The following is a 21670-nucleotide window of genomic DNA, read 5'->3' as shown; positions in this document are numbered from 1 at the left end:
TTTTTGTCATTCTATGGATAAGGGGTTACCGTGAGCCGTCGTCGAGTTGTTGTTACAGGCCTTGGGCTCGTTTCGCCTGTCGGCAATACCGTTGCCGACGGCTGGGCCAATCTGGTGGCGGGCAAGTCGGGCATTGCCAATATCACGAAGTTCGATGCCACGAACTTCTCGACCCGTTTCGCGGGCGAGGTGAAGGGCTTCAACATCGAGGACTACATGCCCGCGAAAGAAGCGCGCCACATGGATACCTTCATCCATTACGGCTTCGCTGCGGGCGTCCAGGCAATGCAGGACAGCGGCCTCGAGATCACCGAAGACAACGCCGAGCGCGTGGGCGTGGTGGTCGGCTCGGGCATCGGCGGTCTGCCGATGATCGAAGTCACGCAGACCGAACTGCTCAATCGCGGTCCGCGCCGCATTTCGCCGTTCTTCGTGCCGGCGTCGATCATCAACATGATCTCCGGCCATCTGTCGATTCGCTTTGGCCTCAAGGGCCCGAATCTCTCGATGGTCACCGCGTGCACCACCGGTCTGCACTGCATTGGCGAGGCGTCGCGTCTCATCGAATACGGCGACGCCGACGTGATGATCGCGGGCGGCGCCGAAGCGACGGTGTCGCCGCTCGGCATCGGCGGTTTCGCGGCGGCGCGCGCGCTTTCGCAGCGCAACGACGATCCCGCCACCGCCAGCCGCCCGTGGGACAAGGATCGCGACGGCTTCGTGCTCGGCGAAGGTGCGGGTGTGATGGTGCTCGAAGAGTACGAGCACGCGAAGGCGCGCGGCGCGAAGATCTACGCGGAAGTGCTCGGCTATGGCATGAGCGGCGATGCGTACCACATGACCGCACCGCCCGAAGACGGCGACGGCGGCCGCCGCGCGATGGTCAACGCGCTGAAGAACGCGAAGGTCAACGCCGACGAAGTGAACTACGTGAACGCGCATGGCACGTCCACGCCGCTCGGCGATATCGCGGAAACCATCGGCATCAAGCGCGCGCTTGGCGATCAGGCGAAGAACGTCGTCGTGAATTCCACCAAGTCGATGACCGGCCACCTGCTGGGCGGCGCGGGCGGCCTGGAGTCGGTGTTCACGGTGCTCGCGATCCACAACCAGATCTCGCCGCCGACCATCAACATCTTCGACCAGGACCCGCAGTGCGACCTGGACTACTGCGCGAACACCGCGCGGGAAATGAAGATCGATGTCGCGGTGAAGAACTCGTTCGGCTTCGGCGGCACGAACGGCTCGCTCGTCTTCAAGCGTCACTGAGCCGAACGCGCTCGCCGGAACTGAGAACGTGATGTCGGGCGCGCATGAAAATCGGCCGCATTGGGAAGCAGGCACACCGCCGCGCGTCCCGATGCGGCCGTCTCGCTTTCTGCTTGTCGCGCTCGGTGCGTTCGTCGCATTGGCGGGCGCGGCGGTCTTCGATTGCGCCGCCGACCATTTCGGGGCGTTGCACGGCGCGGTGGCGGCGTTCGTCGCCGTCGCGCTGCTCGGAATCCCAGCGTTGCGATGGCTCCGCCGCCAACCGGCCGCGATCGGCCTGCACGCGGACGGCGTCACCGTCTGGGATCGCGCAGGCGGGGCGCAATATCTCGCCATCACCGGCTGCGCGCAATGGAGCGGGCGGCTGCTCGCGCTGACCGTGTCGTCGGGAAAATGCCGTCCGCGCACGCTTTTCGTCGCCGCCGATTCCATCGACCCCGACGCCTTCCGCCAACTTGCAGTGCGCGCCCGCCGCGCCGCGAGCGCATTCCTGTAACGACTGTAACGGTGCATGAGCATCGGGGATAACGCGAAGTCGGTAACGCTACAATAGCCGTCCGCGAACAGCCCCCATGTCAAACGGATTCCCAGGTGAGCGAAAAAGAAATCGACCAAGTGCTGGTCGAACGCGTGCAGAAGGGTGACAAAGCCGCGTTCGAACTGCTGGTCGCCAAATACCACCGCAAGATCATTCGACTGATCTCGCGCCTCGTGCGCGACCCCGCCGAGGTCGAGGACGTCGCGCAGGACGCCTTCATCAAGGCTTACCGCGCCCTGCCGCAATTTCGGGGCGAATCCGCGTTCTATACCTGGCTGTACCGGATTGCCGTCAACACGGCAAAGAACTACCTTGCAACGCAGGGCCGCCGCGCTCCCACTTCTACCGAAGCAGATGCCGAAGAGGCGGAAACTTTCTCCGACGCCGACCAACTAAGGGATATCAACACGCCCGAGTCGATGTTGATGAGCAAGCAGATCGCGCAAACGGTCAATGCTGCGATGGCCATGCTGCCGGAAGAACTGCGCACCGCCATCACGCTCCGGGAAATAGAAGGGATGAGCTACGAAGAAATCGCTGAAATGATGGATTGCCCGATCGGCACCGTCAGATCGAGAATTTTCCGTGCTCGCGAAGCCATTGCGGCAAAATTGCGTCCTTTGTTGGACACTCCCGAAGGCAAGCGCTGGTAGGCGGCGAAATTCCACGGGACAGGGAAGCGATATCTGGGTTAGTTGGTGTCACTACGGGGTGGTATCAGAGGATTGGGGAGCATCATGGGGTCGGTCTCGATGCAAGCGCACGGAAATTCGCAGACAAATTCTCAGGCGGGCACGCGCGGCGAGCGCATGTCGGCGTTCGTCGACGGTGAATCGTTCGACGAAATTCAAAACATCAGCCAGTTCCTCGCGGGACTGACGAGCCAGGACCGCGCGGCGTGGTCCGACTATCACCTGATCGGCGACGCGCTGCGTTCCGACGATCTCGCCGAAAGCCCGGTGCGGAGCAGCGCATTCATGGCTTCGTTCTCCGCGCGTTTCGAGGCCGAAGCGCATGTGCTCGCGCCCGCCGCGCTTCCGGCGTCGTCGAAGGCGCGCGGCGGCTTGCTGCGCCGGCGCGTGGTGCCGGCGTTCGCGGTGGCGGCCGCGGCGGCTACGCTGACGTGGATCGTCGTGCCGCAGATGCAGGGCATCGGCAGTCATTCGGGCGCGCAGGTGGCGAGCGTCGCGCAGCCGGATTCGGTGCAGCGCGTGGCGCTGGCGTCGGTGCCGGCGGTGAGCACGGGGTCGCCGGTCGTCGAGGCGAACATCATTCGAGACGCGAATCTCGATCAATATCTCGAAGCGCATCAGCAGTTCTCGCAGCAGCCTGCGATGCCCGGCTCCATGCCTCTGATTCGCGCGGCCGTGACTTCGCAAGGCCAATAACCGAGGGCGGATGTGCGGTTGAACAAAACTAGATCTTGGGGGCGGCTGCCGGCATTGATGTTCTGCGCAGCCGCGTTGTTGTCGGCGGCATCGGGTTCGTTTGCTGACGGCAACGACTCCGCGCAGCGCAAGACAGCGGCCAGCCTGCTCAACCGCATCCACGAAGCGGCCCTGCAGCAGAATTACGAGGGCACCTTCGTCTACCAGCGCGGCACGACCGTGCAGTCGTCGCGCATCACGCACGTCGCGGCGCGCGGCGACGGCGAATACGAATCGCTCGAAAGCCTCGACGGCGCCCCGCGCCGCATGCTGCGTCACGACGACGACATGATGACGTTCGTTCCGGAGCGGCATCTGCTCGTGATGGAGCATCGGCAGAGCCGGGACTCGTTCCCCGCGCTACTCGCCACGAGCGGCGATCAGGTCTTGTCCGTGTACGAGCCGAAGCTGCTCGGCAACGACCGCGTGGCGGGCGTGGACAGCGAGGTCATCGAACTCGATCCCAAAGATTCCTATCGTTTCGCCTACAAGCTCTGGGCCGATGCCAAAACCGGCCTGCTGCTGCGCGCGCAAACGCTCGATCCGGACGGCCAGGTGCTCGAACAGCTTTCGTTCTCGCAGGTGCGCATTGGCGGGGCGATCGACAAGGCGTCGATTGCGAACGGCATGCGCAGCACGTCAGGCTGGACCGTCGTGCGGCCGCCGGTGCAGCCGGTCGACATGGAAGCGCAAGGCTGGCAACTGAAGCCGACCATCCCGGGCTTCAAAAAGATTCGCGAATTGCGCCGGCCGATGGCGTCGAGCCAGCAAGGTCAGGCGCCGATTCCCGTCGATCAGGCCGTGTTCTCGGATGGCCTCGCCGCCATTTCGGTGTTCGTGGAACCGGTCGAGAAGAGTGCGCGCAAGGAAGGCGCGGGCAATAGCGGCGCGACGCATGTGCTCGTGAAGCGCCGTGGCGATTTCTGGATTACCTTGCTTGGGGAAGTGCCGCAAGCCACCTTGCAGCAATTTGCCTCTACCATAGAATACAAGCCTTCCCGGTAATCGAATCCCTCGCCTTCAGCCTATGAGCCACTACTCGCTGCGCAAGTTCATCGCGGCCGCGGCGCTCGCCGTGTGCCTGCCGTTCGTCTCGCAGACGGCGGCGGCGGTGCCCACGGTGAACCTGCCGGATTTCACGTCGCTCGTCGACAAGGTCGGGCCGTCGGTCGTGAATATCCGCACGACATCGCGCGTCGGCACCGCGAACGATCTGCGCGGCCTGCCGCCCGGCCTCGATGAAGGCGACATGTCCGAGTTCTTCCGACGCTTCTTCGGCATTCCGATGCCCGGACAGCCGGGCTCGCCGCGCGGCGGCGGTGGAGGCGGCGGTGGCGGCGGCGGCGATCAGGGCAAGGGCGGCAGCCGCAGCCTTCCGCCCGACGACAGCCAGGACAACTCGGAGCAAAGCAGCGGCGTCGGCTCGGGCTTCATCCTGTCGACGGACGGCTACGTGATGACCAACGCGCACGTCGTGGACGACGCGGACACCATCTACGTCACGCTCACCGACAAGCGCGAATTCAAGGCACGGCTCGTCGGCGTGGACGAACGCACGGACGTGGCGGTCGTGAAGATCAGCGCGGCGAACTTGCCGGCCATCACCATCGGCGATTCGAACAAGGTGCGCGTCGGCGAATGGGTGCTGGCGATCGGCTCGCCGTTCGGCCTCGACAACACCGTGACCGCGGGCATCGTCAGCGCGAAGGGGCGCGATACGGGCGACTACCTGCCGTTCATCCAGACCGATGTGGCGGTCAATCCCGGCAACTCGGGCGGTCCGCTCATCAACATGGCGGGCGAAGTCATCGGCATCAATTCGCAAATTTACAGCCGCACCGGCGGCTTCATGGGCATCTCGTTCGCCATTCCGATCGACGAAGCCATGCGCGTCGCCGATCAGCTGAAGACGTCGGGCAAGGTCGTGCGCGGGCGCATCGCGGTGGCCATCGGCGAAGTGACGAAGGACGTCGCGGATTCGCTCGGGCTGGCGAAGGCGCAGGGCGCGCTCGTCAGCAGCGTGGAGTCGGGCGGTCCCGCCGACAAGGCCGGCGTGCAGCCGGGCGACATCATCCTGAAATTCAACGGGACGAATGTCGAAACGGCGACGGATCTGCCGCGCATGGTCGGCGACAGCAAGCCCGGCACGAAGGCGACCATCACGATCTGGCGCAAGGGCCAGTCGCGCGATCTGCCGATCACCATTGCCGAAATGCAGCCGGACAAGGTCGCGAAGACCGAGCAGCGCCGCGCGCCGCAGCCGAAGGAGCGCGCGAGCAATTCGCTGGGTCTCGCCGTGAGCGATATTCCCGCCGAGCAGAAAAAGGCGCTGAAGCTCACGACCGGCGTGCTGGTCGATGCGGTCGAAGGGCCGGCCGCGCGCGCGGGCTTCCAGAAGGGCGACATCATCATGCGCATCGGCGATACGGACATCACGAGCGCGAAGCAGTTCGAAGCGGTCGCGCAGAATCTCGATGCGAGCAAGATGGTCGCGGTTCTCGTGCGCCGTGGCGACAACACGCAGTTCGTGCCGTTGCGCCCGCGCGTGCCGGCGCAGAAGTAACGTCCGGCGATGACCGAAGAAGGCGCGCCTTTTGTCCTGTACGGGCGCGCCTGGTGTCATCTGTGCGAGGACATGCGCGCCGAACTCGAGCCCATCGCAAAGCGGTTCGGCGTCGGGATTCAATGGATCGACATCGACGAAGATCCGCTGCTCGACGCGCGGTACAACGAGCGCGTGCCGGTGCTGATGCTCGACGGCATCGAGTTGTGTCACTACCGGCTGGACCGGGACGCCGTGCACGCGGCGCTCCGCCAGCGCCGCCCATGAGCCGTCCGACGCCGAAAACGCCTGTACACCCCCTTTTCGGCTAAAATGCAGAAGTTTTCCCCAAATTTTCAAGGCGTGCTCCGCGTGTGTGAGGGCGCGCCTTTTTCGCTTGATCGGCACTGAATGAATCATATTCGTAACTTTTCGATCATCGCGCACATCGATCACGGTAAATCGACGCTCGCGGACCGCATCATCCAGTTGTGCGGCGGCCTGTCGGATCGCGAGATGGAAGCGCAGGTGCTCGATTCGATGGACCTGGAACGCGAGCGCGGCATCACGATCAAGGCGCAGACGGCCGCGCTGTCCTACAAGGCGCGCGACGGCCAGGTCTACAACCTCAATCTGATCGACACGCCCGGGCACGTCGACTTCTCCTACGAAGTCAGCCGCTCGCTGTCGGCGTGCGAAGGCGCGCTGCTCGTCGTCGATGCGAGCCAGGGCGTCGAAGCGCAAACCGTCGCCAATTGCTACACGGCGATCGAACTCGGCGTGGAAGTGGTGCCGGTGCTGAACAAGATCGACCTGCCCGCCGCGAACCCCGAGAACGCGATTGCCGAGATCGAAGACGTGATCGGCATCGACGCGACCGACGCCGTGCATTGCAGCGCCAAAACCGGCCTGGGCGTGGAGGACGTGCTCGAATCGCTGATCGCAAAAGTGCCGCCGCCCAAGGGCGATCCGGACGCGCCGGTGCAGGCGCTGATCATCGATTCGTGGTTCGACAACTACGTCGGCGTCGTGATGCTCGTGCGTATCGTCAACGGCACGCTCAAGCCGAAGGACAAGATCAAGATGATGGCGACCGGCGCGCAGTATCCGGTCGAGCATCTCGGCGTGTTCGCGCCGAAGTCGACGAACCTCGCGCAGTTGTCGGCGGGGCAGGTGGGCTTCGTGATCGCGGGCATCAAGGAACTGACCGCTGCCAAGGTCGGCGATACGGTGACCGTCGCGAATCGTCCGGCGCAAGAGCCGCTGCCGGGCTTCAAGGAAGTGAAGCCGCAGGTGTTCGCGGGGCTTTATCCGGTCGAAGCGAACCAGTACGACGCGCTGCGCGAATCGCTCGAAAAGCTGAAGCTGAACGACGCTTCGCTGCAATTCGAACCGGAAGTGTCACAAGCGCTCGGCTTCGGTTTCCGTTGCGGCTTCCTCGGCCTTCTGCACATGGAAATCGTGCAGGAACGGCTCGAGCGCGAATTCGACATGGACCTCATTACCACGGCGCCGACCGTGATCTACGAGGTCGTCCAGCGCGACGGAACGACGATCTCCGTCGAGAATCCGGCGAAGATGCCGGAGCCGCAGAAGATCGAGGAAGTGCGCGAGCCGATCGTCACCGTGAACCTGTACATGCCGCAGGAATATGTCGGCTCGGTCATCACGCTGTGTACGAACAAGCGCGGCCAGCAGATCAACATGCAGTACCACGGCCGCCAGGTGCAGCTCACCTACGAAATTCCGATGGCGGAAATCGTGCTCGATTTCTTCGACCGCCTGAAGTCGACGTCGCGCGGGTACGCGTCGATGGACTACGAGTTCAAGGAATACCGCGCGGCGGATGTCGTGAAGGTGGACATGCTCATCAACGGCGACAAGGTGGATGCGCTGTCCGTCATCGTCCACCGTTCGCAGAGCCAGCATCGCGGCCGCGAAGTGGCGTCGAAGATGCGCGAGCTGATCCCGCGTCAGATGTACGACGTGGCGATCCAGGCGACCATCGGCTCGAACATCATCGCGCGTGAAAACATCAAGGCATTGCGCAAGAACGTGCTCGCGAAGTGTTACGGCGGCGACATCAGCCGGAAGAAGAAGCTGCTCGAAAAGCAGAAGGCGGGCAAAAAGCGCATGAAGCAGGTCGGATCGGTCGAGATTCCGCAGGAAGCCTTCCTCGCCATCCTGCGCGTGGACGAATGACGTTCGCGCGCCGCAACCCGGCGCAGAACAACAACAACCGACGATAACAACCGGAAGCGTTTGATGAATTTCGCACTGATTCTTTTGATCCTCGTCGTGGTGACGGGTATTGCATGGGTGCTCGACAAGTTGGTGTTCGCGCCGCAACGCCGCCGCGCGGCGGATGAAGCCGCGGCCGAATTCGACCGCCAGCAGGAACGCGTCGGCGAGCGTTTCGCCGACGAAAACGCGGCCGAAACGCGCGCCCGTCTGCGCAACGAGCGCCTGCGCCAGCCGTGGTGGCTCGAGTACACGGCGAGCTTCTTCCCGGTGATTCTCGCGGTGTTCGTGGTGCGCTCGTTCATCGTCGAGCCGTTCAAGATTCCGTCGGGCTCGATGGTGCCGACGCTGCTCGTCGGCGACTTCATCCTCGTGAACAAGTACGAATACGGTCTGCGTATGCCGATCAGCAACACGAAGCTGACCAACGGCAAGCCGCTCACGCGCGGCGACGTCGTGGTGTTCCGCTATCCGAAGGACGAATCGGTCGATTACATCAAGCGCGTCATCGGCCTGCCGGGCGACACCGTCGCGTACGAGAACAAGCAACTCACGATCAACGGCAAGCCGGTGCCCGAAGCGCCCCAGCCGGATTACTTCGACGAAGAGCGCATCGGTTATGCGAAGCAGTTCGTCGAAGACCTCGATGGCCGCAAGAACGCCATCCTGAACAACCCGCAAGTGCCGCCGTTCGTCATGGGCGCGGACGATTTCCCCTTTCGCGACAACTGCGTCTACAACGCGCAAGGCGTGACCTGCAAGGTGCCGCCGGGCCATTACTTCATGATGGGCGACAACCGCGACAACAGCGCCGACAGCCGCTACTGGGGCTTCGTGCCGGACAAGAACATCGTCGGACGAGCGTTCTTCATCTGGATGAACTTCAGCAACCTGAAGCGCATCGGCTCGTTCCAGTGATGATTCGCGCGCGCCGCCGGGAACGTGCCGGCGCGCGCTTCGAAACGGCGTGAAGAAGCGCGGCTAACACCGTCTCGCCACGCGTTTTCCCGGCCCGCCGGGCGGAATCAGCCGCCTTGGCGGGCGCGTTATACTCTGTCCATGCCCTCTTCTCCGTTGGAAAGCCGGCTGCGGTACGAATTCCGCAATGCGGAATTGCTGCGCCAGGCGATGACCCACCGCAGTCACAGCGCCACGCACAACGAACGGCTCGAATTTCTCGGCGATTCCGTTCTAAATTGCGTGGTAGCTGCGCTTTTGTTCCAGCGATTCGGCAAACTCGACGAAGGCGATCTGTCTCGCGTCCGGGCGAATCTGGTCAAACAGCAGTCGCTTTATGAAATCGCGCAGGCGCTGAACGTGTCCGAAGGGCTGCGGCTCGGCGAAGGCGAACTGCGCAGCGGCGGCTTCCGCCGTCCGTCGATTCTCGCGGACACGCTCGAAGCCATCTTCGGCGCCATCTTCCTCGACGGCGGTTTCGACGCCGCGCACACCGTCATCAAGCGTCTCTACACCCCGGTGCTCGATCACATCGATCCGCGCACCATCGGCAAGGACGCGAAGACGCTGCTGCAGGAATATCTCCAGGGCCACAAGATCGCGCTGCCGACTTACACGGTCGTGGCCACGCACGGCGCCGCGCACAACCAGCAGTTCGAAGTGGAATGCTCGGTGCCGAAGCTCGACGTGAAAGTGTCGGGTTCGGGCGCGAGCCGTCGCGCGGCGGAACAGGCTGCGGCGAAAAAGGCGCTCGACGAAGTCGTGGCTGCCGCGCCGACGCTCGGCGTGAAGCCGAAGCGCAAGGGCGCGCGGGCGGCGAAGCTGGCGGAGGCCGAAGCGATGCCGGGCGGCATCGGCGTGCAGGCCGCGCTGGATTTGCGCTCGCCGGATCGGCGGGAGCGGGATCGTCAGCGCAGCCATGCAGCGGAAGAGGTGCACGAAGCCGCGCCGCTCGCGGTGATCCGCGCGACGCACGTCGAACCGTCCGCGGGCGCATACGCCGCCGCCGACAAGCCCGAACGGCACGTGATTCATCGGCCGGAGAAGGCGGCGAAAAGCGATGCGCCCCAGCCATCCGCCGAACGCGACGAAGGACCGGAAACTAACAGCAGCGCGAGCGGCGACGCCCCGGCGAACCGCGTCGTGCGCGCCGCCGACGCCGGCCACTGACGCGCACGCTCCACGCGCATCCGCTTAAACGCGCCCAACGAATTCAGGCTGCACACCACTATGAACGCTCCCACATCTTCCGGTTTCCGCTGCGGCATGGTCGCCATCGTCGGCAGGCCAAACGTCGGCAAATCGACGCTCATGAACGCGCTCGTCGGCCAGAAGGTGAGCATCACGTCGCGCAAGGCGCAGACGACGCGTCATCGCATCACCGGCATCAACACGTTCGACGACGCGCAGTACATCTTCGTCGATACCCCCGGTTTCCAGACGCGCCACAGCGGCGCGCTCAACCGCTCGCTGAATCGCGCGGTGACGTCCACGCTCACATCGGTCGATGCCATTCTTTTCGTGATCGAAGCCGGCCGCTTCGGCCCCGACGACCAGAAGGTGCTCGACCTGATCCCGACCGGCACGCCCACGCTCCTGATCGCGAACAAGCTCGACCGCGTGGGCGACAAGGATTCGCTCTTCCCGTTCATGCAGCAGATGTCCGCGCTGCGCGACTTCCGCGAGATCGTGCCGCTGTCGGCGAAGCATCCCGAAGACATCAAGCGATTGATGTCGGTCGTGAAGCCGTATCTGCCGGAAGGCGAGCCGATTTACGGCGAAGACGATCTCACCGACCGCAGCGAGCGCTTTCTCGCCGCCGAAATCCTGCGCGAGAAAGTGTTCCGCTGGACCGGCGACGAGTTGCCGTATACGAGCACGGTGCTCATCGACAAGTTCGAGACGGAAGGGCGCCTGCGCCGCGTCTTTGCGACGATTCTCGTCGATCGCGACGGCCACAAGGCGATGATCATCGGCCAGAAAGGCGCGAAGCTGAAGCAGATCAGCACCGAGGCGCGGCTCGACATGGAGAAGCTCTTCGACGGCCCCGTGTATCTCGAAACCTTCGTCAAGGTGAAGAGCGGCTGGGCGGACAACGAAGCAGGCTTGCGCGCTTACGGCTACGAATGACGCATGGAACGAAGCCATGAACGCCATCGACGCCGGCACGAACGACGCGTGGATGTCGCCGCCCGCCGACGATCGTCCTGACGACGACTTCGACGCGCCCGAGCGTCCCGTACGGCCGGCTCCGAAGCGGCGGCGCGCGCCGTCGTCGTCATCGTCCGCTGCCGGCGGCGCGGAGAAAGCCAGACCGCCGCGCGCCGCGCCGCGCTCCGATTTCCGCGTCAGCGAGCAGCCGGGCTTCGTGCTGCACAGTCATCCGTATCGCGAAACCAGTCTCGTCATCGATGTCTTCTCGCGCGATCACGGGCGCATCGCGCTCGTCGCGAAAGGCGCGAAGCGTCCGCATTCGGCGCTGCGCGGCGTGTTGCAGACGTTCCAGCCGCTCGGCCTTTCGTGGACCGGCAAAGGCGAAGTCCGCACGCTGACCACGGCGGAATGGGTCGGCGGCATGCTGCCTTTGACCGGCGATGCGCTTCTTTGCGGCTTCTACGTCAACGAACTGCTCGTCAAGTTCTGCGCGCGCGAGGACGCGCATCCCGCGCTCTTCAATCATTACGTGCTGACGCTCTCGCGCCTCGCGCACGGCGAGCCGGCCGTGCAGGTGCTGCGGTCCTTCGAACGCGTGCTGCTGCGCGAGACCGGCTATGCGATGGCGCTCACGCGCACCGTCGCGCGCGACGACGTGCTGCCCGAACGCCGCTACACGTTCGATCCGGAGCGCGGCGTGCGCGAAGCCTCCGACGATCTTCCCGCGCAGTGGCCGGTCATCGCCGGGCAGACGCTGCTCGACATGGAGCGCGACGACTACAGCAGCGGCCAGACCGCCGTGCAAAGCAAGACGCTGATGCGCTTCCTGCTGAACTACCACCTGGGCGGCGCGCCGCTCGCCACCCGTCAGATTCTGATCGACCTGCAAAATCTATGAGCTTCTTTCTCTCATCGCCCGCGAGCGTGATCGATCTCGGCGTGAACATCGATCATGTCGCCACGCTGCGCAACGCGCGCGGCACGTCCTATCCCGATCCGATCCGCGCCGCGCTCGCCGCCGAAGAAGCGGGCGCGGACGCGATCACGCTGCATCTGCGCGAGGATCGCCGTCATATCGTCGATGCCGACGTGCGCACGCTGCGGCCGCTGCTCAAGACGCGCATGAATCTCGAATGCGCGGTGACGCGCGAGATGCTCGATATCGCGTGCGAAATCAAGCCGCACGATGTCTGCCTCGTGCCGGAAAAGCGCCAGGAATTGACGACCGAAGGCGGTCTCGATGTCGCCGGCCAGTTCGAAGCAGTCAAGGCCGCGTGCAAGCAGTTGGCCGATGCGGGCATCCGCGTGTCGCTGTTCATCGATCCGGACGAGACGCAGATTCGCGCCGCGAAGGAAGCGCAGGCGCCCGTCATCGAATTGCACACGGGCCGCTACGCCGAAGCGCACGACGAAGCCGAGCAGCAGCGCGAGTTCGAGCGCGTCGCGAAGAGCGTCGATTTCGGCAATTCGCTCGGGCTCAAGGTCAACGCCGGTCACGGGCTGCATTACACCAACGTGCAGCCGATCGCCGCGCTGGAAGGCATCGTCGAGTTGAACATCGGTCACGCGATCGTCGCGCATGCGATCTTCGCGGGCTGGGACAACGCGGTGCGCGAGATGAAGGCGATCATGGTCGCGTCGCGCCTCGCGTCGCAGACCAAACGCTGAGCGCGGCGTCATGGCGATCTACGGAATCGGCACGGATCTCGTGCAAGTCAGCCGCGTCGCGGCGGTCATGGAGCGCACCAAGGGACGCTTCGCCGAGAAGGTGCTCGGCCCCGACGAACTGCGCATCTATCACGCGCGGCGCGCGCGTTCCGAAGTGCGCGGCCTCGCGTTCCTCGCGACGCGCTTTTCCGCGAAGGAAGCGTTCTCGAAAGCGATCGGCCTCGGCATGCACTGGCCGATGACCTGGCGCGCGCTGCAGACGCTCAACGAGCCGAGCGGGAAGCCTGTGATCGCCGCATCGGGCGAACTGGCGAAATGGCTCGCGCAACGCGGCATCACCGCGCAAGTCACCGTGACCGACGAGCGCGATTACGCGGTGACCTTCGTCATCGCGGAAGTGGCGGACCAAGCCTGAAGCGCACGCATCTCAATCCAACCATCACAAGAAGCCAATTGAATCCGATGAAACGCACTCCCGGCCCCGTCATGCTCGACGTCGTCGGCACGACGCTCTCCGACGCGGATATCGAGCGCCTTTCGCATCCGATGACGGGCGGCGTCATTCTTTTCAAGCGCCATTTCACGGATCGCGCGCAGCTCGTCGCGCTGACCGATGCGATTCGCGCGGTGCGCGACGACATCCTGATCGCCGTCGATCACGAAGGCGGGCGCGTGCAGCGCTTTCGCACCGATGGCTTCACGGTGCTGCCCGCGCCGGGCACGCTCGGCGCGCTGTGGGACAAGGACGTGCTCCTCGCCACCAAGACGGCCACCGCGTTCGGCTACGTGCTCGCGGCGGAACTGCGCGCGTGCGGCATCGACATGAGCTTCACGCCGGTGCTCGATCTGAATTACGGGCAGTCGCAAGTGATCGGCGATCGCGCGCTGCACAGCGATCCGCGCGTCGTCACGATGCTCGCCAAGAGCCTGAATCACGGGCTCGCGCTCGCGGGCATGGCGAACTGCGGCAAGCACTTTCCGGGGCACGGTTTCGCATCGGCGGATTCGCACGTTGCGCTGCCGACGGACGATCGCCCGCTCGACGACATCCTTGCCGCCGACGTGCGTCCGTACGACTGGCTGGGCATGTCGCTCGCATCGGTGATTCCGGCGCACGTGATCTACACGCAAGTCGACGACAAGCCCGCCGGCTTCTCGCGCATCTGGCTGCAGGACATTCTGCGCGGCAAGCTCGGCTTCAACGGCGCGATCTTCAGCGACGATCTTTCGATGGAAGCCGCGCGCGCGGGCGGCACGCTCACCGAAGCCGCGACGGCCGCGCTGACGGCGGGCTGCGACATGGTGCTGATCTGCAATCAGCCGGAAGAGGCGGGCAAGGTGCTGGAGCAATTGCGCTTCACGCCTTCGAAGTCGTCGCAGCAGCGCATCTCGCGCATGCGTCCGCGCGGCAAGGCGTTGCGCTGGAGCAAGCTGCAGAATCAGCCGGACTATCAGGCGGCGCGGGCGCTGATCGCGAAGACGCTGGGCTGACGTTCGCAGGCCGCAAAAAGAAACGCCACGGCATTGAAACTGCCGTGGCGTTTTTTCGTTGAGGCGAGCCTTTGCTTACTATTCGAGTTTCATGCGCTGCAGCTTGTTGTAGAGCGTCTTCGGGCTGATGCCGAGCAGCGTCGCCGCGCGGTGCCGCGTGCCGCCGACCGCTTCGAGCGTCGCGCGAATCAGCATGTCTTCGACATCCGCGAGCGCGGTGCCGACCGTCACCTGCACGCTGCTGCCGTTCAGACCGCGCCCGCCGGGGCCGCCTTGCTCGTCCACACGCAGCGTTTCGATCGTCTCGCCCGACGCGTGATACGCGCGCCGCACGCGATCGCGCATCTCGCGCACGTTGCCCGGCCATTCGTTCGCGATGCACTCGCGCAGGAACGACGGGCTGATGCGCTTCGGCGATCCGCTCGTGATGCCGGCGATATGGTTCTCGCGGTTGAGTTCATCGACGAACTGCTCGGCCATCAGCGCGATGTCGTCGTCGCGTTCGCGCAGCGGCGGCAACATGATCGACGACGCCGACAGCCGCTGGAACAAGTCCTCGCGCAGCGCGCCGCTCGTGACCGCATCGCGTGCGGGCGTGCGCGACGCCGCGATCAGGCGGAAGTCGGTCATGATGCGATTGCTGCCGCCCACGCGCATGAACGTCTGCGAATCGAGCGCGCGCAGCAGCGCTTCCTGTTGCGCGGCGGGCAACGAATCGATCTGATCGAGGAACAGCGTGCCGCCGCCCGATTGCTCAAGCAAACCCGGCTCGCGATTCTCCGCGCCCGCGAACGCGTTGCGCTCGTGGCCGAAGAGAATGCTTTCCATCGAACGAAGCGGGCCGTCGTCGCGCGCGGTCGAGCAATCGAAGCTGACGAACGGTCCCTTGCGGCGGCGGCTCAGCTGGTGAATCGTGCGCGCGGCCAGCTTCTTGCCCGTGCCCGGCTCACCGCAGATCAGCACGGCGGCTTCGGTCGGCGCGGTGTGCTCGATCTGATCGTAGACCTGCTGCATGACCGCGCTGCGGCCGAGCATCTCGCCGAAATGACCCAGCTCGCGCAGGGTCGAGCGCAGCGACTGCACTTCCTCGGTCAGCTCGTACGGACGCGGAATGCGCGCGAGCAGGCTGCGCAGGCGCGGGATGTTCACCGGCTTGAGCAAGTAGTCCCAGATGCCGTGTCGCAAGCCTTCGATCGCGCTTTCCACTGTCGCATTGCCGGTCATCACGATGACGGGCAGCGCGCCGTCGGGCGGTTGCGCCGGCAGGCTCGGCAACAGATCGAGGCCGCTGCCGTCGGGCAGGTTCAGGTCGATCAGCACGACATCGGGGATGAAACGCGTCAACGCGGAACGCGCTTCGGCGAGCGTCGTCGCGGTATCGACGGAGAAGCCATCCGCGGACAGAATCGCGGACAGGCCAGACAGGCTGTTGGGATCGTCTTCGACAATCAGTGCGTGTGGCATGGCAGACACAACGTATCAAAATAGACTGTAATCACCGTTGCCGCATGCGTCGCCGGGCAAAGGGCGACGCTTGGAACTCGGGCGCTCGTGGGCGGGCAAGGACGCTTCATCCTGCTTCGATGACGCGGCGCCTCGTCCCGCTGTTGTTTGTTCTTGTCCTGCGCTTGCGGTTATCGACTATTGCGTCATTGCGGCTTGATGTGCAGATCGTTGTTGATGGATTGCACGCCCGACACGCTTCGGGATACGGCGACGGCCTTCTGAATCTCTTCCTCCGAATTCACGTTACCGGACAACTGCACGACGCCGCGATAAGTCGCGACGCTCACGGCGAGCGATTTCAAGCCCGGATCGGCGAGAAGCGCGGCTTTGACACGCGCGGTCACCGAGGCATCCGATGCGTAATCCCCAGCCGATTCGCCGGCCGGAGTCGACTTGCAGCCCGCGACGAAAGCCACGGGCAACGCGAGCGTCGCGACGACCACCAGTCGGCCAAGAATCGAATACTGGTTTCGCATGTCGTGCAATTCAGTCCGGATGCGCAGAAAAAGCAGAAATCGTGCCAATTCATGCAATACACGTACGGAGCGTTAAACGGCCATGTAAATGCAACAGAAACAGGGAACTAGCGAAGAGTCGGCCGGCTTGCAGCGTCAAAAAGCATTGCTCTCAAGCGGTAAAGTTTGCCTGAATTTGTCAAAAAATTCATGCAAAAGAAAAAGCGCCCGCGATGGGGCGCTTTTTTGTGACAGCCTTGACAGACGGTTGCGTAACCGTCGCCCGTCGCCGGAAGACCCGGCGTAAGGCTTACGCAAGCCGCTTACGCGCGGCTGCGGTATTCGTTCGTGCGGGTGTCGATTTCGATCTTGTCGCCGATGTTGCAGAAGAGCGGCACTTGCAGTTCGAAGCCGGTGTTCAGCTTCGCGGTCTTCAGCACCTTGCCCGACGACGTGTCGCCCTTGACGGCCGGTTCCGTGTAGACGATCTCGCGAACCAGCGTGGTCGGCAGTTCGACCGAGATGGCCTTCTCGTTGTAGAACACGACTTCGCACGCCATGCCGTCTTCGAGGTAGTTGAGCGCGTCGCCCATCATTTCGGCTTCGACTTCGTACTGGTTGTAGTCGGCGTCCATGAAGACGTACATCGGGTCGGCGAAGTACGAGTAGCTCACTTCCTTGCGGTCCAGCACGACGACGTCGAACTTGTCGTCGGCCTTGTAGACCGTTTCCATGCCGGCGTTCGTCAGCAGGTTCTTGAACTTCATCTTGACGACCGCTGCGTTACGGCCGGACTTGTTGTATTCGGCACGCTGCACGACCATGGCATCGTTGCCGATCATGACGACGTTGCCGACGCGGAGTTCTTGTGCGGTCTTCATAAAAACTGGGTCCTTACAAATGAATTTGGCTTGTATGTTGCGGATTGCTGATCGGATGATTCTGCCCGGAGCGCCGCTGAAGTCGCGATGACCGCGGCCCGCCGCTCGGATAACCGCTTATTTTAACTGAGTTTTTGCCTCTTTGACCAGTCGGCCGGCGGCCTGCAGCCGCTTCACGCGATGAGGCGCGGGGCCATCCGCGCGTCCACGTGCGCCGCGAGATTGCCCGCCAGATCGCCGATGCCCGCGAGTTCGTCCGCCCATCGCGATGCGCGCGCCTCGAATTCCCGCCGATGCCGCCAGAAGTCCGCCCAGTCGGGCGCGCCCGCGCCGTTCCATGCGTGCCAGAAGCGGCCGATCGCGTCTCGCGCCGCGTGCGAAAGTCCGCGCGTGTAGTGGGCGAGGGCGGCATCGAGCTTCGGCAAATGGGCGTCGTCCGCTTGCGGGTAGATGTGCCAGACGAACGGCTTGCGCGCCCATTGCGCGCGCACGAACGAGTCTTCGCCGCGCACGAAGTTGATGTCGGCGGTCCAGAGCAATTCGTCGAAACGCGGCTGCTCGACGAAGCCGAGCGCATGCGCTGTTAGCGCGCCCGCGCGCGCCGATGCGCCCGCCGCGAAGTTCGGCCGCCCGAAAAAGCGCGCGACCGCGCCGGAAATGCGTCCTTCGGGCACGAGCAGAACGACGGGCGAAGCGCCATCGCGCCATTGCGCGAGGAGCGCATCGACGGCCGGGTTTTCGTACGCGAAGAGCGACACCACCGTGGACGCCGCGTCCGGCCGTTCGATGCCGACGCGCTCGCGCCACCACGAAGCCGCATCGAATTGCTCGCGCGCCGCGTCGAGGCCGCGCTCCTTCAGCACGCCGCCCGTGCCCGGACCGAGGCCGGGGAAGAAGAAGCTTTTCTCGAGCGGATAGCGCGGATGCGGCGACGGCCGCGTATGAAAATCCGCGACCCAGTCTTCGCCGCTCAGGTACTCGAGATTGACCCAGACGGGCTTGCGCTCGCGACGCGCCATCGCCGCGATATACGCATGCGGAATCTCGCAGGCGAACGCTTCGATGACGACATCGGCGATATCGAGCACGTCACCCGCGTGCGCAGGTTCCCGCCAGTGCTCGATCACGACGCCCGCCGCTTCCTGCCGCGCGAGCGATGCATCGACGGCAGGACACAGCGCATGGAAGACCTCGAGATCGTCGACGAAGAGCCGCACGCGCCAGCCGTGCTCCGCGCGAAGCTGACGCGCGAGCCGCCAGCACACGCCGATGTCGCCGAAGTTGTCGACGACCGCGCAGAAGATGTCGCAGGCGAGTTCAGGACCGGTGATGGACGTCGAAGGCGTGGACATGGGCGTGGAACGCGGCCGGCGGGACCGCGTCGTAATGATCTAAACTGGCGATTCTATGACACCGTCCGCCGCGCGGTGCCGCCTGCCCTGACCCTTGCGCGCATCGTCACGATATTCGCTGCATGACCCAGACCGACGCCCCCGATTCCGCTTTCGATCCGAAAAAGACGCTCACGCAGTTGCCGCATCTGCCGGGCGTATACCGCTATTACGACGGCGACGGCAACGTGCTCTACGTCGGCAAGGCGCGCAACCTCAAGAAGCGCGTGTCGAGCTATTTCACGAAGACGCTGCATTCGCCGCGCATCGCGATGATGGTCACGCGCATCCGCAAGATCGAGACGACCGTCACGCGATCGGAAGCGGAAGCGCTGCTGCTCGAAAACAATCTCATCAAGGCGCTCGCGCCGCGCTACAACATCCTGTTTCGCGACGACAAGTCGTATCCGTTTCTCAAGCTCACCGGGCACGCGTTCCCGCGCATGGCGTATTACCGCGGCGCGGTCGACAAGAAGAACCAGTATTTCGGGCCGTTTCCGAGCGCATGGGCGGTGCGCGAGAGCATCCAGATCCTGCAGCGCGTGTTCCAGTTGCGCACCTGCGAGGACTCGGTGTTCAGCAATCGCACGCGGCCGTGCCTGCTGCATCAGATCGGGCGATGCACCGCGCCGTGCACCGGCCTCATCAGCGAGGAAGATTACGCGCGCGACGTGTCGAACGCATCGCGCTTTCTGCTCGGGCGGCAGGGCGAAGTGATGAAGGAGCTGGAAGAAAAGATGCACGCGTTCGCCGCCGATCTCAAGTTCGAGCAGGCGGCGGCGGTGCGCAACCAGATGAGCTCGCTGTCGACCGTGCTGCATCAGCAGGCGATCGAAGTCGGCAGCGAAAGCGATGTCGATATCCTCGCGGTCGTCGCGCTCGGCGGCAAGGTGTGCGTGAATCTGGCGATGGTGCGCGGCGGCCGGCATCTCGGCGACAAGGCGTATTTCCCGGCGCATCTCGAAAGCGCGATGGCGCTCGGCGCGGACGACGACGAAATCGAGGACGGCGAGCCGGGCGAGACTCTTACGGACGCGGACGTCGTGGAAGCCGTGGCCGACGCCGGTGTTGCGATCGAAGCGACCGTCGCAATCACGAACGCCGGCACCGAGCCCGAACCCCGCGAAGGCGCGCTCGAAGCCGAAGTGCTCGAAGCGTTCATGGCGCAGCATTACATCGGCAATCGCGTGCCGCCGGTGCTCGTGGTGAGCCACGCGCCGGCGAGCCGCGAACTCGTCGATCTTCTGATGGAGCAGGCCGGGCACAAGGTCACGCTGCTGCGTCAGCCGCAAGGGCAGAAGCGCGTCTGGCTCTCGATGGCCGAGCAGAACGCGAAGCTCGCGCTCGCGCGTTTGTTGTCGGAACAAGGCTCGCAGCAGGCGCGCACGCGCTCGCTCGCCGAAACGCTCGGGCTGGAGATGGACGATCTCGCGCTGATGCGCATCGAGTGCTTCGACATCAGTCATACGATGGGCGAAGCGACGCAGGCGTCGTGCGTCGTGTATCACCATCACAAGATGCAGTCGGGCGAATATCGGCGGTACAACATCACCGGCATCACGCCCGGCGACGATTACGCCGCCATGCGTCAGGTGCTCACTCGCCGCTACGAGAAGATGGTCGCGCAGGCGGCGGCGAACGCGAACGAGGAAGCCACGACCTTGCAGCCGGATGACGCCGCCGACCCCAACGTCACGCCCGATGCCGCGCCGGCCGTGGCGGCGGGCGGAACGCTGCCGAACATCGTGCTGATCGACGGCGGCAAGGGACAAGTGGAGATCGCGCGGCAGGTGTTCGCGGAACTCGGGCTCGATCACGGCATGCTGGTGGGCGTCGCGAAGGGCGAGGGGCGCAAGGTCGGCCTCGAAACGCTGATTTTCGCGGACGGCCGTCCCGCGCTCGAGCTTGGCAAGGAAAGTGCGGCGCTGATGCTCGTCGCGCAGATCCGCGACGAAGCGCACCGCTTCGCGATCACCGGCATGCGTGCGAAGCGGGCGAAGGCGCGCCAGACGTCGCGGCTGGAAGAACTGGAGGGCGTCGGCGCGAAGCGTCGTCAGCGGCTGTTGTCGCGCTTTGGCGGATTGCGCGGCGTGCAGGCGGCGAGCGTCGAGGACCTCGCGAGCGTCGAGGGCATTTCTCTTGCGCTCGCACAGCAGATTTACCGGCAGTTGCACTGACGCGCATCGGCGTCAGGGCCTGCCGCGCGGCCCGCTGCAAGCCGCGCGGCGCGTGAGTCCGCGCCTTGTGAGCGTTGAACCGACGCGGCACAATGGCACCTCCCTTACATCTCGCTCTCGCAATCACTTTCGCCCATGCCGTTCAATCTACCGATCTTCCTGACGTGGCTGCGAATCGTGCTGATTCCACTCGTCGTGGGCGTGTTCTATTTGCCGGACATGATGCTGAGCCTCGAGCATCGCAATCTGCTCGCGATGATCATCTTCGTGCTCGCCGCGCTCACCGATTGGTTCGACGGCTTTCTCGCGCGCAAGCTCAACCAGACGTCCGCGTTCGGCGCGTTTCTCGATCCCGTCGCCGACAAGCTGATGGTCACGGCCGCGCTGCTCGTGCTCGTGCAACTGGCGCGGCTCAACGCGGTGATCGCGCTCGTGATCGTCGGACGCGAAATCACCATTTCGGCGCTGCGCGAATGGATGGCGCAGATCGGCGCATCGAAGAGCGTGGCGGTGAATTCGCTCGGCAAGTTCAAGACGGTCTGTCAGATGGTCGCCATCCCGATGCTGCTGTTCTACGGGCGCCTGCCCATCGCCGGCACGCACTGGGTGCTCGATTCGCGCGTGTGGGGCTTGTGGCTCATCAACGTGGCGGCGTTCCTCACCGTCTGGTCGATGTTCTACTACATGAAGCTCGCTTGGCCGCAGATTCGGGAACGCGGCGGCATGCTTTGAAACGGCCCCGACCATAAACGCAAAAAATTGCGTCATACCCGAAAAAACCGCAGACAAAACAGTTGACAGCTCGCTTTGGCTTCTACATAATCTCGTTTCTCTGATGCGCGACACGAAGCAGCGAACAAAGCAGCAAAGCGAAGCAATTCAGAAAAGCAGTACATGCGGGAGTAGCTCAGTTGGTAGAGCGCAACCTTGCCAAGGTTGAGGTCGCGAGTTCGAGACTCGTCTCCCGCTCCAG

21 protein-coding genes and 1 tRNA gene are annotated in these 21670 nt (G+C 64.3%); 18 read left to right on the top strand and 4 right to left on the bottom strand.

All coding sequences use genetic code 11. The features are described from left to right. Positions 1-30: 30 nt before the first annotated feature. From fabF to nagZ, 15 genes are all read left to right on the top strand, one after another. Positions 31-1269, top strand: a complete 1239-nt coding sequence (gene fabF / locus AWB72_RS15710) for a beta-ketoacyl-ACP synthase II (protein WP_040051402.1) — start codon at positions 31-33, stop codon at positions 1267-1269. A gap of 91 nt (positions 1270-1360) precedes the next feature. Continuing rightward, positions 1361-1765, top strand: coding sequence for a protein YgfX (locus AWB72_RS15705; protein WP_244285647.1), 405 nt, complete (start codon positions 1361-1363; stop codon positions 1763-1765). Between the two features lie 95 nt (positions 1766-1860). Then, entirely contained in the window at positions 1861-2460 is a 600-nt protein-coding gene (gene rpoE / locus AWB72_RS15700) for an RNA polymerase sigma factor RpoE (RefSeq protein WP_040051403.1), read from the top strand. Between the two features lie 84 nt (positions 2461-2544). Next, positions 2545-3195, top strand: a complete 651-nt coding sequence (locus tag AWB72_RS15695; protein WP_040051404.1) for a sigma-E factor negative regulatory protein — start codon at positions 2545-2547, stop codon at positions 3193-3195. A gap of 57 nt (positions 3196-3252) precedes the next feature. Next, complete coding sequence (locus AWB72_RS15690) at positions 3253-4239, top strand: MucB/RseB family sigma factor regulatory protein (protein WP_052449975.1); 987 nt, start codon at positions 3253-3255, stop codon at positions 4237-4239. Between the two features lie 22 nt (positions 4240-4261). Beyond that, complete coding sequence (locus AWB72_RS15685; RefSeq protein ID WP_040051406.1) at positions 4262-5797, top strand: DegQ family serine endoprotease; 1536 nt, start codon at positions 4262-4264, stop codon at positions 5795-5797. A gap of 9 nt (positions 5798-5806) precedes the next feature. Beyond that, entirely contained in the window at positions 5807-6064 is a 258-nt protein-coding gene (locus tag AWB72_RS15680) for a glutaredoxin family protein (protein WP_087128180.1), read from the top strand. 123 nt (positions 6065-6187) lie between these two features. Next, positions 6188-7978 carry a translation elongation factor 4 gene (gene lepA / locus AWB72_RS15675; protein WP_040051408.1) on the top strand — a complete coding sequence of 597 codons (1791 nt, stop codon included), beginning with the start codon at positions 6188-6190 and terminating at the stop codon, positions 7976-7978. Positions 7979-8041: 63 nt separating this feature from the next. Continuing rightward, positions 8042-8935 carry a signal peptidase I gene (gene lepB, locus AWB72_RS15670; protein ID WP_040051409.1) on the top strand — a complete coding sequence of 298 codons (894 nt, stop codon included), beginning with the start codon at positions 8042-8044 and terminating at the stop codon, positions 8933-8935. Positions 8936-9076: 141 nt separating this feature from the next. Beyond that, positions 9077-10144, top strand: coding sequence for a ribonuclease III (gene rnc, locus AWB72_RS15665; RefSeq protein ID WP_087128179.1), 1068 nt, complete (start codon positions 9077-9079; stop codon positions 10142-10144). 60 nt (positions 10145-10204) lie between these two features. Next, complete coding sequence (gene era, locus AWB72_RS15660; RefSeq protein WP_052449976.1) at positions 10205-11104, top strand: GTPase Era; 900 nt, start codon at positions 10205-10207, stop codon at positions 11102-11104. Positions 11105-11120: 16 nt separating this feature from the next. Continuing rightward, positions 11121-12026 carry a DNA repair protein RecO gene (recO, locus tag AWB72_RS15655; RefSeq protein ID WP_040051411.1) on the top strand — a complete coding sequence of 302 codons (906 nt, stop codon included), beginning with the start codon at positions 11121-11123 and terminating at the stop codon, positions 12024-12026. Then, the gene (pdxJ, locus tag AWB72_RS15650; RefSeq protein WP_040051412.1) at positions 12023-12796 is read left to right on the top strand and encodes a pyridoxine 5'-phosphate synthase; all 774 of its coding nucleotides are present in this window, start codon (positions 12023-12025) and stop codon (positions 12794-12796) included. The genes recO and pdxJ overlap by 4 nt, the downstream gene beginning before the upstream one ends. 10 nt (positions 12797-12806) lie before the next feature. After that, a complete protein-coding gene (acpS, locus tag AWB72_RS15645) occupies positions 12807-13211 on the top strand; it encodes a holo-ACP synthase (RefSeq protein ID WP_040051413.1) in 405 nt (134 codons plus the stop codon). A gap of 47 nt (positions 13212-13258) precedes the next feature. Next, on the top strand, positions 13259-14287 hold the full coding sequence (gene nagZ / locus AWB72_RS15640) for a beta-N-acetylhexosaminidase (protein ID WP_040051414.1): 1029 nt from the start codon (positions 13259-13261) through the stop codon (positions 14285-14287). 78 nt (positions 14288-14365) lie between these two features. On the opposite strand, the gene AWB72_RS15635 is transcribed toward nagZ, so the two are convergent. The 4 genes from AWB72_RS15635 to earP all read right to left on the bottom strand — a co-directional run bounded on the left by AWB72_RS15635 (position 14366) and on the right by earP (position 18481). Beyond that, entirely contained in the window at positions 14366-15751 is a 1386-nt protein-coding gene (locus AWB72_RS15635) for a sigma-54-dependent transcriptional regulator (RefSeq protein ID WP_040051415.1), read from the bottom strand. A 185-nt stretch (positions 15752-15936) separates the two neighbouring features. Further along, a complete protein-coding gene (locus AWB72_RS15630; RefSeq protein ID WP_040051416.1) occupies positions 15937-16269 on the bottom strand; it encodes a BON domain-containing protein in 333 nt (110 codons plus the stop codon). A gap of 302 nt (positions 16270-16571) precedes the next feature. Continuing rightward, a complete protein-coding gene (efp, locus tag AWB72_RS15625; RefSeq protein WP_040051417.1) occupies positions 16572-17129 on the bottom strand; it encodes an elongation factor P in 558 nt (185 codons plus the stop codon). Between the two features lie 173 nt (positions 17130-17302). Beyond that, positions 17303-18481, bottom strand: coding sequence for an elongation factor P maturation arginine rhamnosyltransferase EarP (gene earP / locus AWB72_RS15620; protein WP_052449977.1), 1179 nt, complete (start codon positions 18479-18481; stop codon positions 17303-17305). 122 nt (positions 18482-18603) lie between these two features. Between earP and uvrC the strand changes: the two genes are divergently transcribed. The 3 genes from uvrC to AWB72_RS15605 all read left to right on the top strand — a co-directional run bounded on the left by uvrC (position 18604) and on the right by AWB72_RS15605 (position 21669). Further along, the gene (uvrC, locus tag AWB72_RS15615; RefSeq protein WP_040051418.1) at positions 18604-20697 is read left to right on the top strand and encodes an excinuclease ABC subunit UvrC; all 2094 of its coding nucleotides are present in this window, start codon (positions 18604-18606) and stop codon (positions 20695-20697) included. Between the two features lie 135 nt (positions 20698-20832). Then, the gene (pgsA, locus tag AWB72_RS15610) at positions 20833-21429 is read left to right on the top strand and encodes a CDP-diacylglycerol--glycerol-3-phosphate 3-phosphatidyltransferase (protein WP_040051419.1); all 597 of its coding nucleotides are present in this window, start codon (positions 20833-20835) and stop codon (positions 21427-21429) included. A 164-nt stretch (positions 21430-21593) separates the two neighbouring features. Beyond that, positions 21594-21669 (top strand) — tRNA-Gly (locus tag AWB72_RS15605). Position 21670: the final 1 nt, after the last annotated feature.

The organism is Caballeronia concitans, assembly GCF_001544615.1.
Lineage (GTDB): Bacteria > Pseudomonadota > Gammaproteobacteria > Burkholderiales > Burkholderiaceae > Caballeronia > Caballeronia concitans.
This window is presented reverse-complemented; position numbering and strand designations above follow the sequence as displayed.

Excerpts from the sequence above, each read along its gene's own strand:
- rnc (WP_087128179.1), top strand. The coding sequence starts at position 9,077 with ATGCCCTCTTCTCCGTTGGAAAGCCGGCTGCGGTACGAATTCCGCAAT.
- era (WP_052449976.1), top strand. The coding sequence starts at position 10,205 with ATGAACGCTCCCACATCTTCCGGTTTCCGCTGCGGCATGGTCGCCATC.
- AWB72_RS15695 (WP_040051404.1), top strand. The coding sequence starts at position 2,545 with ATGGGGTCGGTCTCGATGCAAGCGCACGGAAATTCGCAGACAAATTCT.
- uvrC (WP_040051418.1), top strand. The coding sequence starts at position 18,604 with ATGACCCAGACCGACGCCCCCGATTCCGCTTTCGATCCGAAAAAGACG.
- AWB72_RS15680 (WP_087128180.1), top strand. The coding sequence starts at position 5,807 with ATGACCGAAGAAGGCGCGCCTTTTGTCCTGTACGGGCGCGCCTGGTGT.
- AWB72_RS15635 (WP_040051415.1), bottom strand. The coding sequence starts at position 15,751 with ATGCCACACGCACTGATTGTCGAAGACGATCCCAACAGCCTGTCTGGC.
- AWB72_RS15630 (WP_040051416.1), bottom strand. The coding sequence starts at position 16,269 with ATGCGAAACCAGTATTCGATTCTTGGCCGACTGGTGGTCGTCGCGACG.
- AWB72_RS15685 (WP_040051406.1), top strand. The coding sequence starts at position 4,262 with ATGAGCCACTACTCGCTGCGCAAGTTCATCGCGGCCGCGGCGCTCGCC.
- earP (WP_052449977.1), bottom strand. The coding sequence starts at position 18,481 with ATGTCCACGCCTTCGACGTCCATCACCGGTCCTGAACTCGCCTGCGAC.
- lepA (WP_040051408.1), top strand. The coding sequence starts at position 6,188 with ATGAATCATATTCGTAACTTTTCGATCATCGCGCACATCGATCACGGT.
- pgsA (WP_040051419.1), top strand. The coding sequence starts at position 20,833 with ATGCCGTTCAATCTACCGATCTTCCTGACGTGGCTGCGAATCGTGCTG.
- acpS (WP_040051413.1), top strand. The coding sequence starts at position 12,807 with ATGGCGATCTACGGAATCGGCACGGATCTCGTGCAAGTCAGCCGCGTC.
- pdxJ (WP_040051412.1), top strand. The coding sequence starts at position 12,023 with ATGAGCTTCTTTCTCTCATCGCCCGCGAGCGTGATCGATCTCGGCGTG.
- lepB (WP_040051409.1), top strand. The coding sequence starts at position 8,042 with ATGAATTTCGCACTGATTCTTTTGATCCTCGTCGTGGTGACGGGTATT.
- AWB72_RS15705 (WP_244285647.1), top strand. The coding sequence starts at position 1,361 with ATGCGGCCGTCTCGCTTTCTGCTTGTCGCGCTCGGTGCGTTCGTCGCA.
- efp (WP_040051417.1), bottom strand. The coding sequence starts at position 17,129 with ATGAAGACCGCACAAGAACTCCGCGTCGGCAACGTCGTCATGATCGGC.
- recO (WP_040051411.1), top strand. The coding sequence starts at position 11,121 with ATGAACGCCATCGACGCCGGCACGAACGACGCGTGGATGTCGCCGCCC.
- AWB72_RS15690 (WP_052449975.1), top strand. The coding sequence starts at position 3,253 with ATGTTCTGCGCAGCCGCGTTGTTGTCGGCGGCATCGGGTTCGTTTGCT.
- nagZ (WP_040051414.1), top strand. The coding sequence starts at position 13,259 with ATGAAACGCACTCCCGGCCCCGTCATGCTCGACGTCGTCGGCACGACG.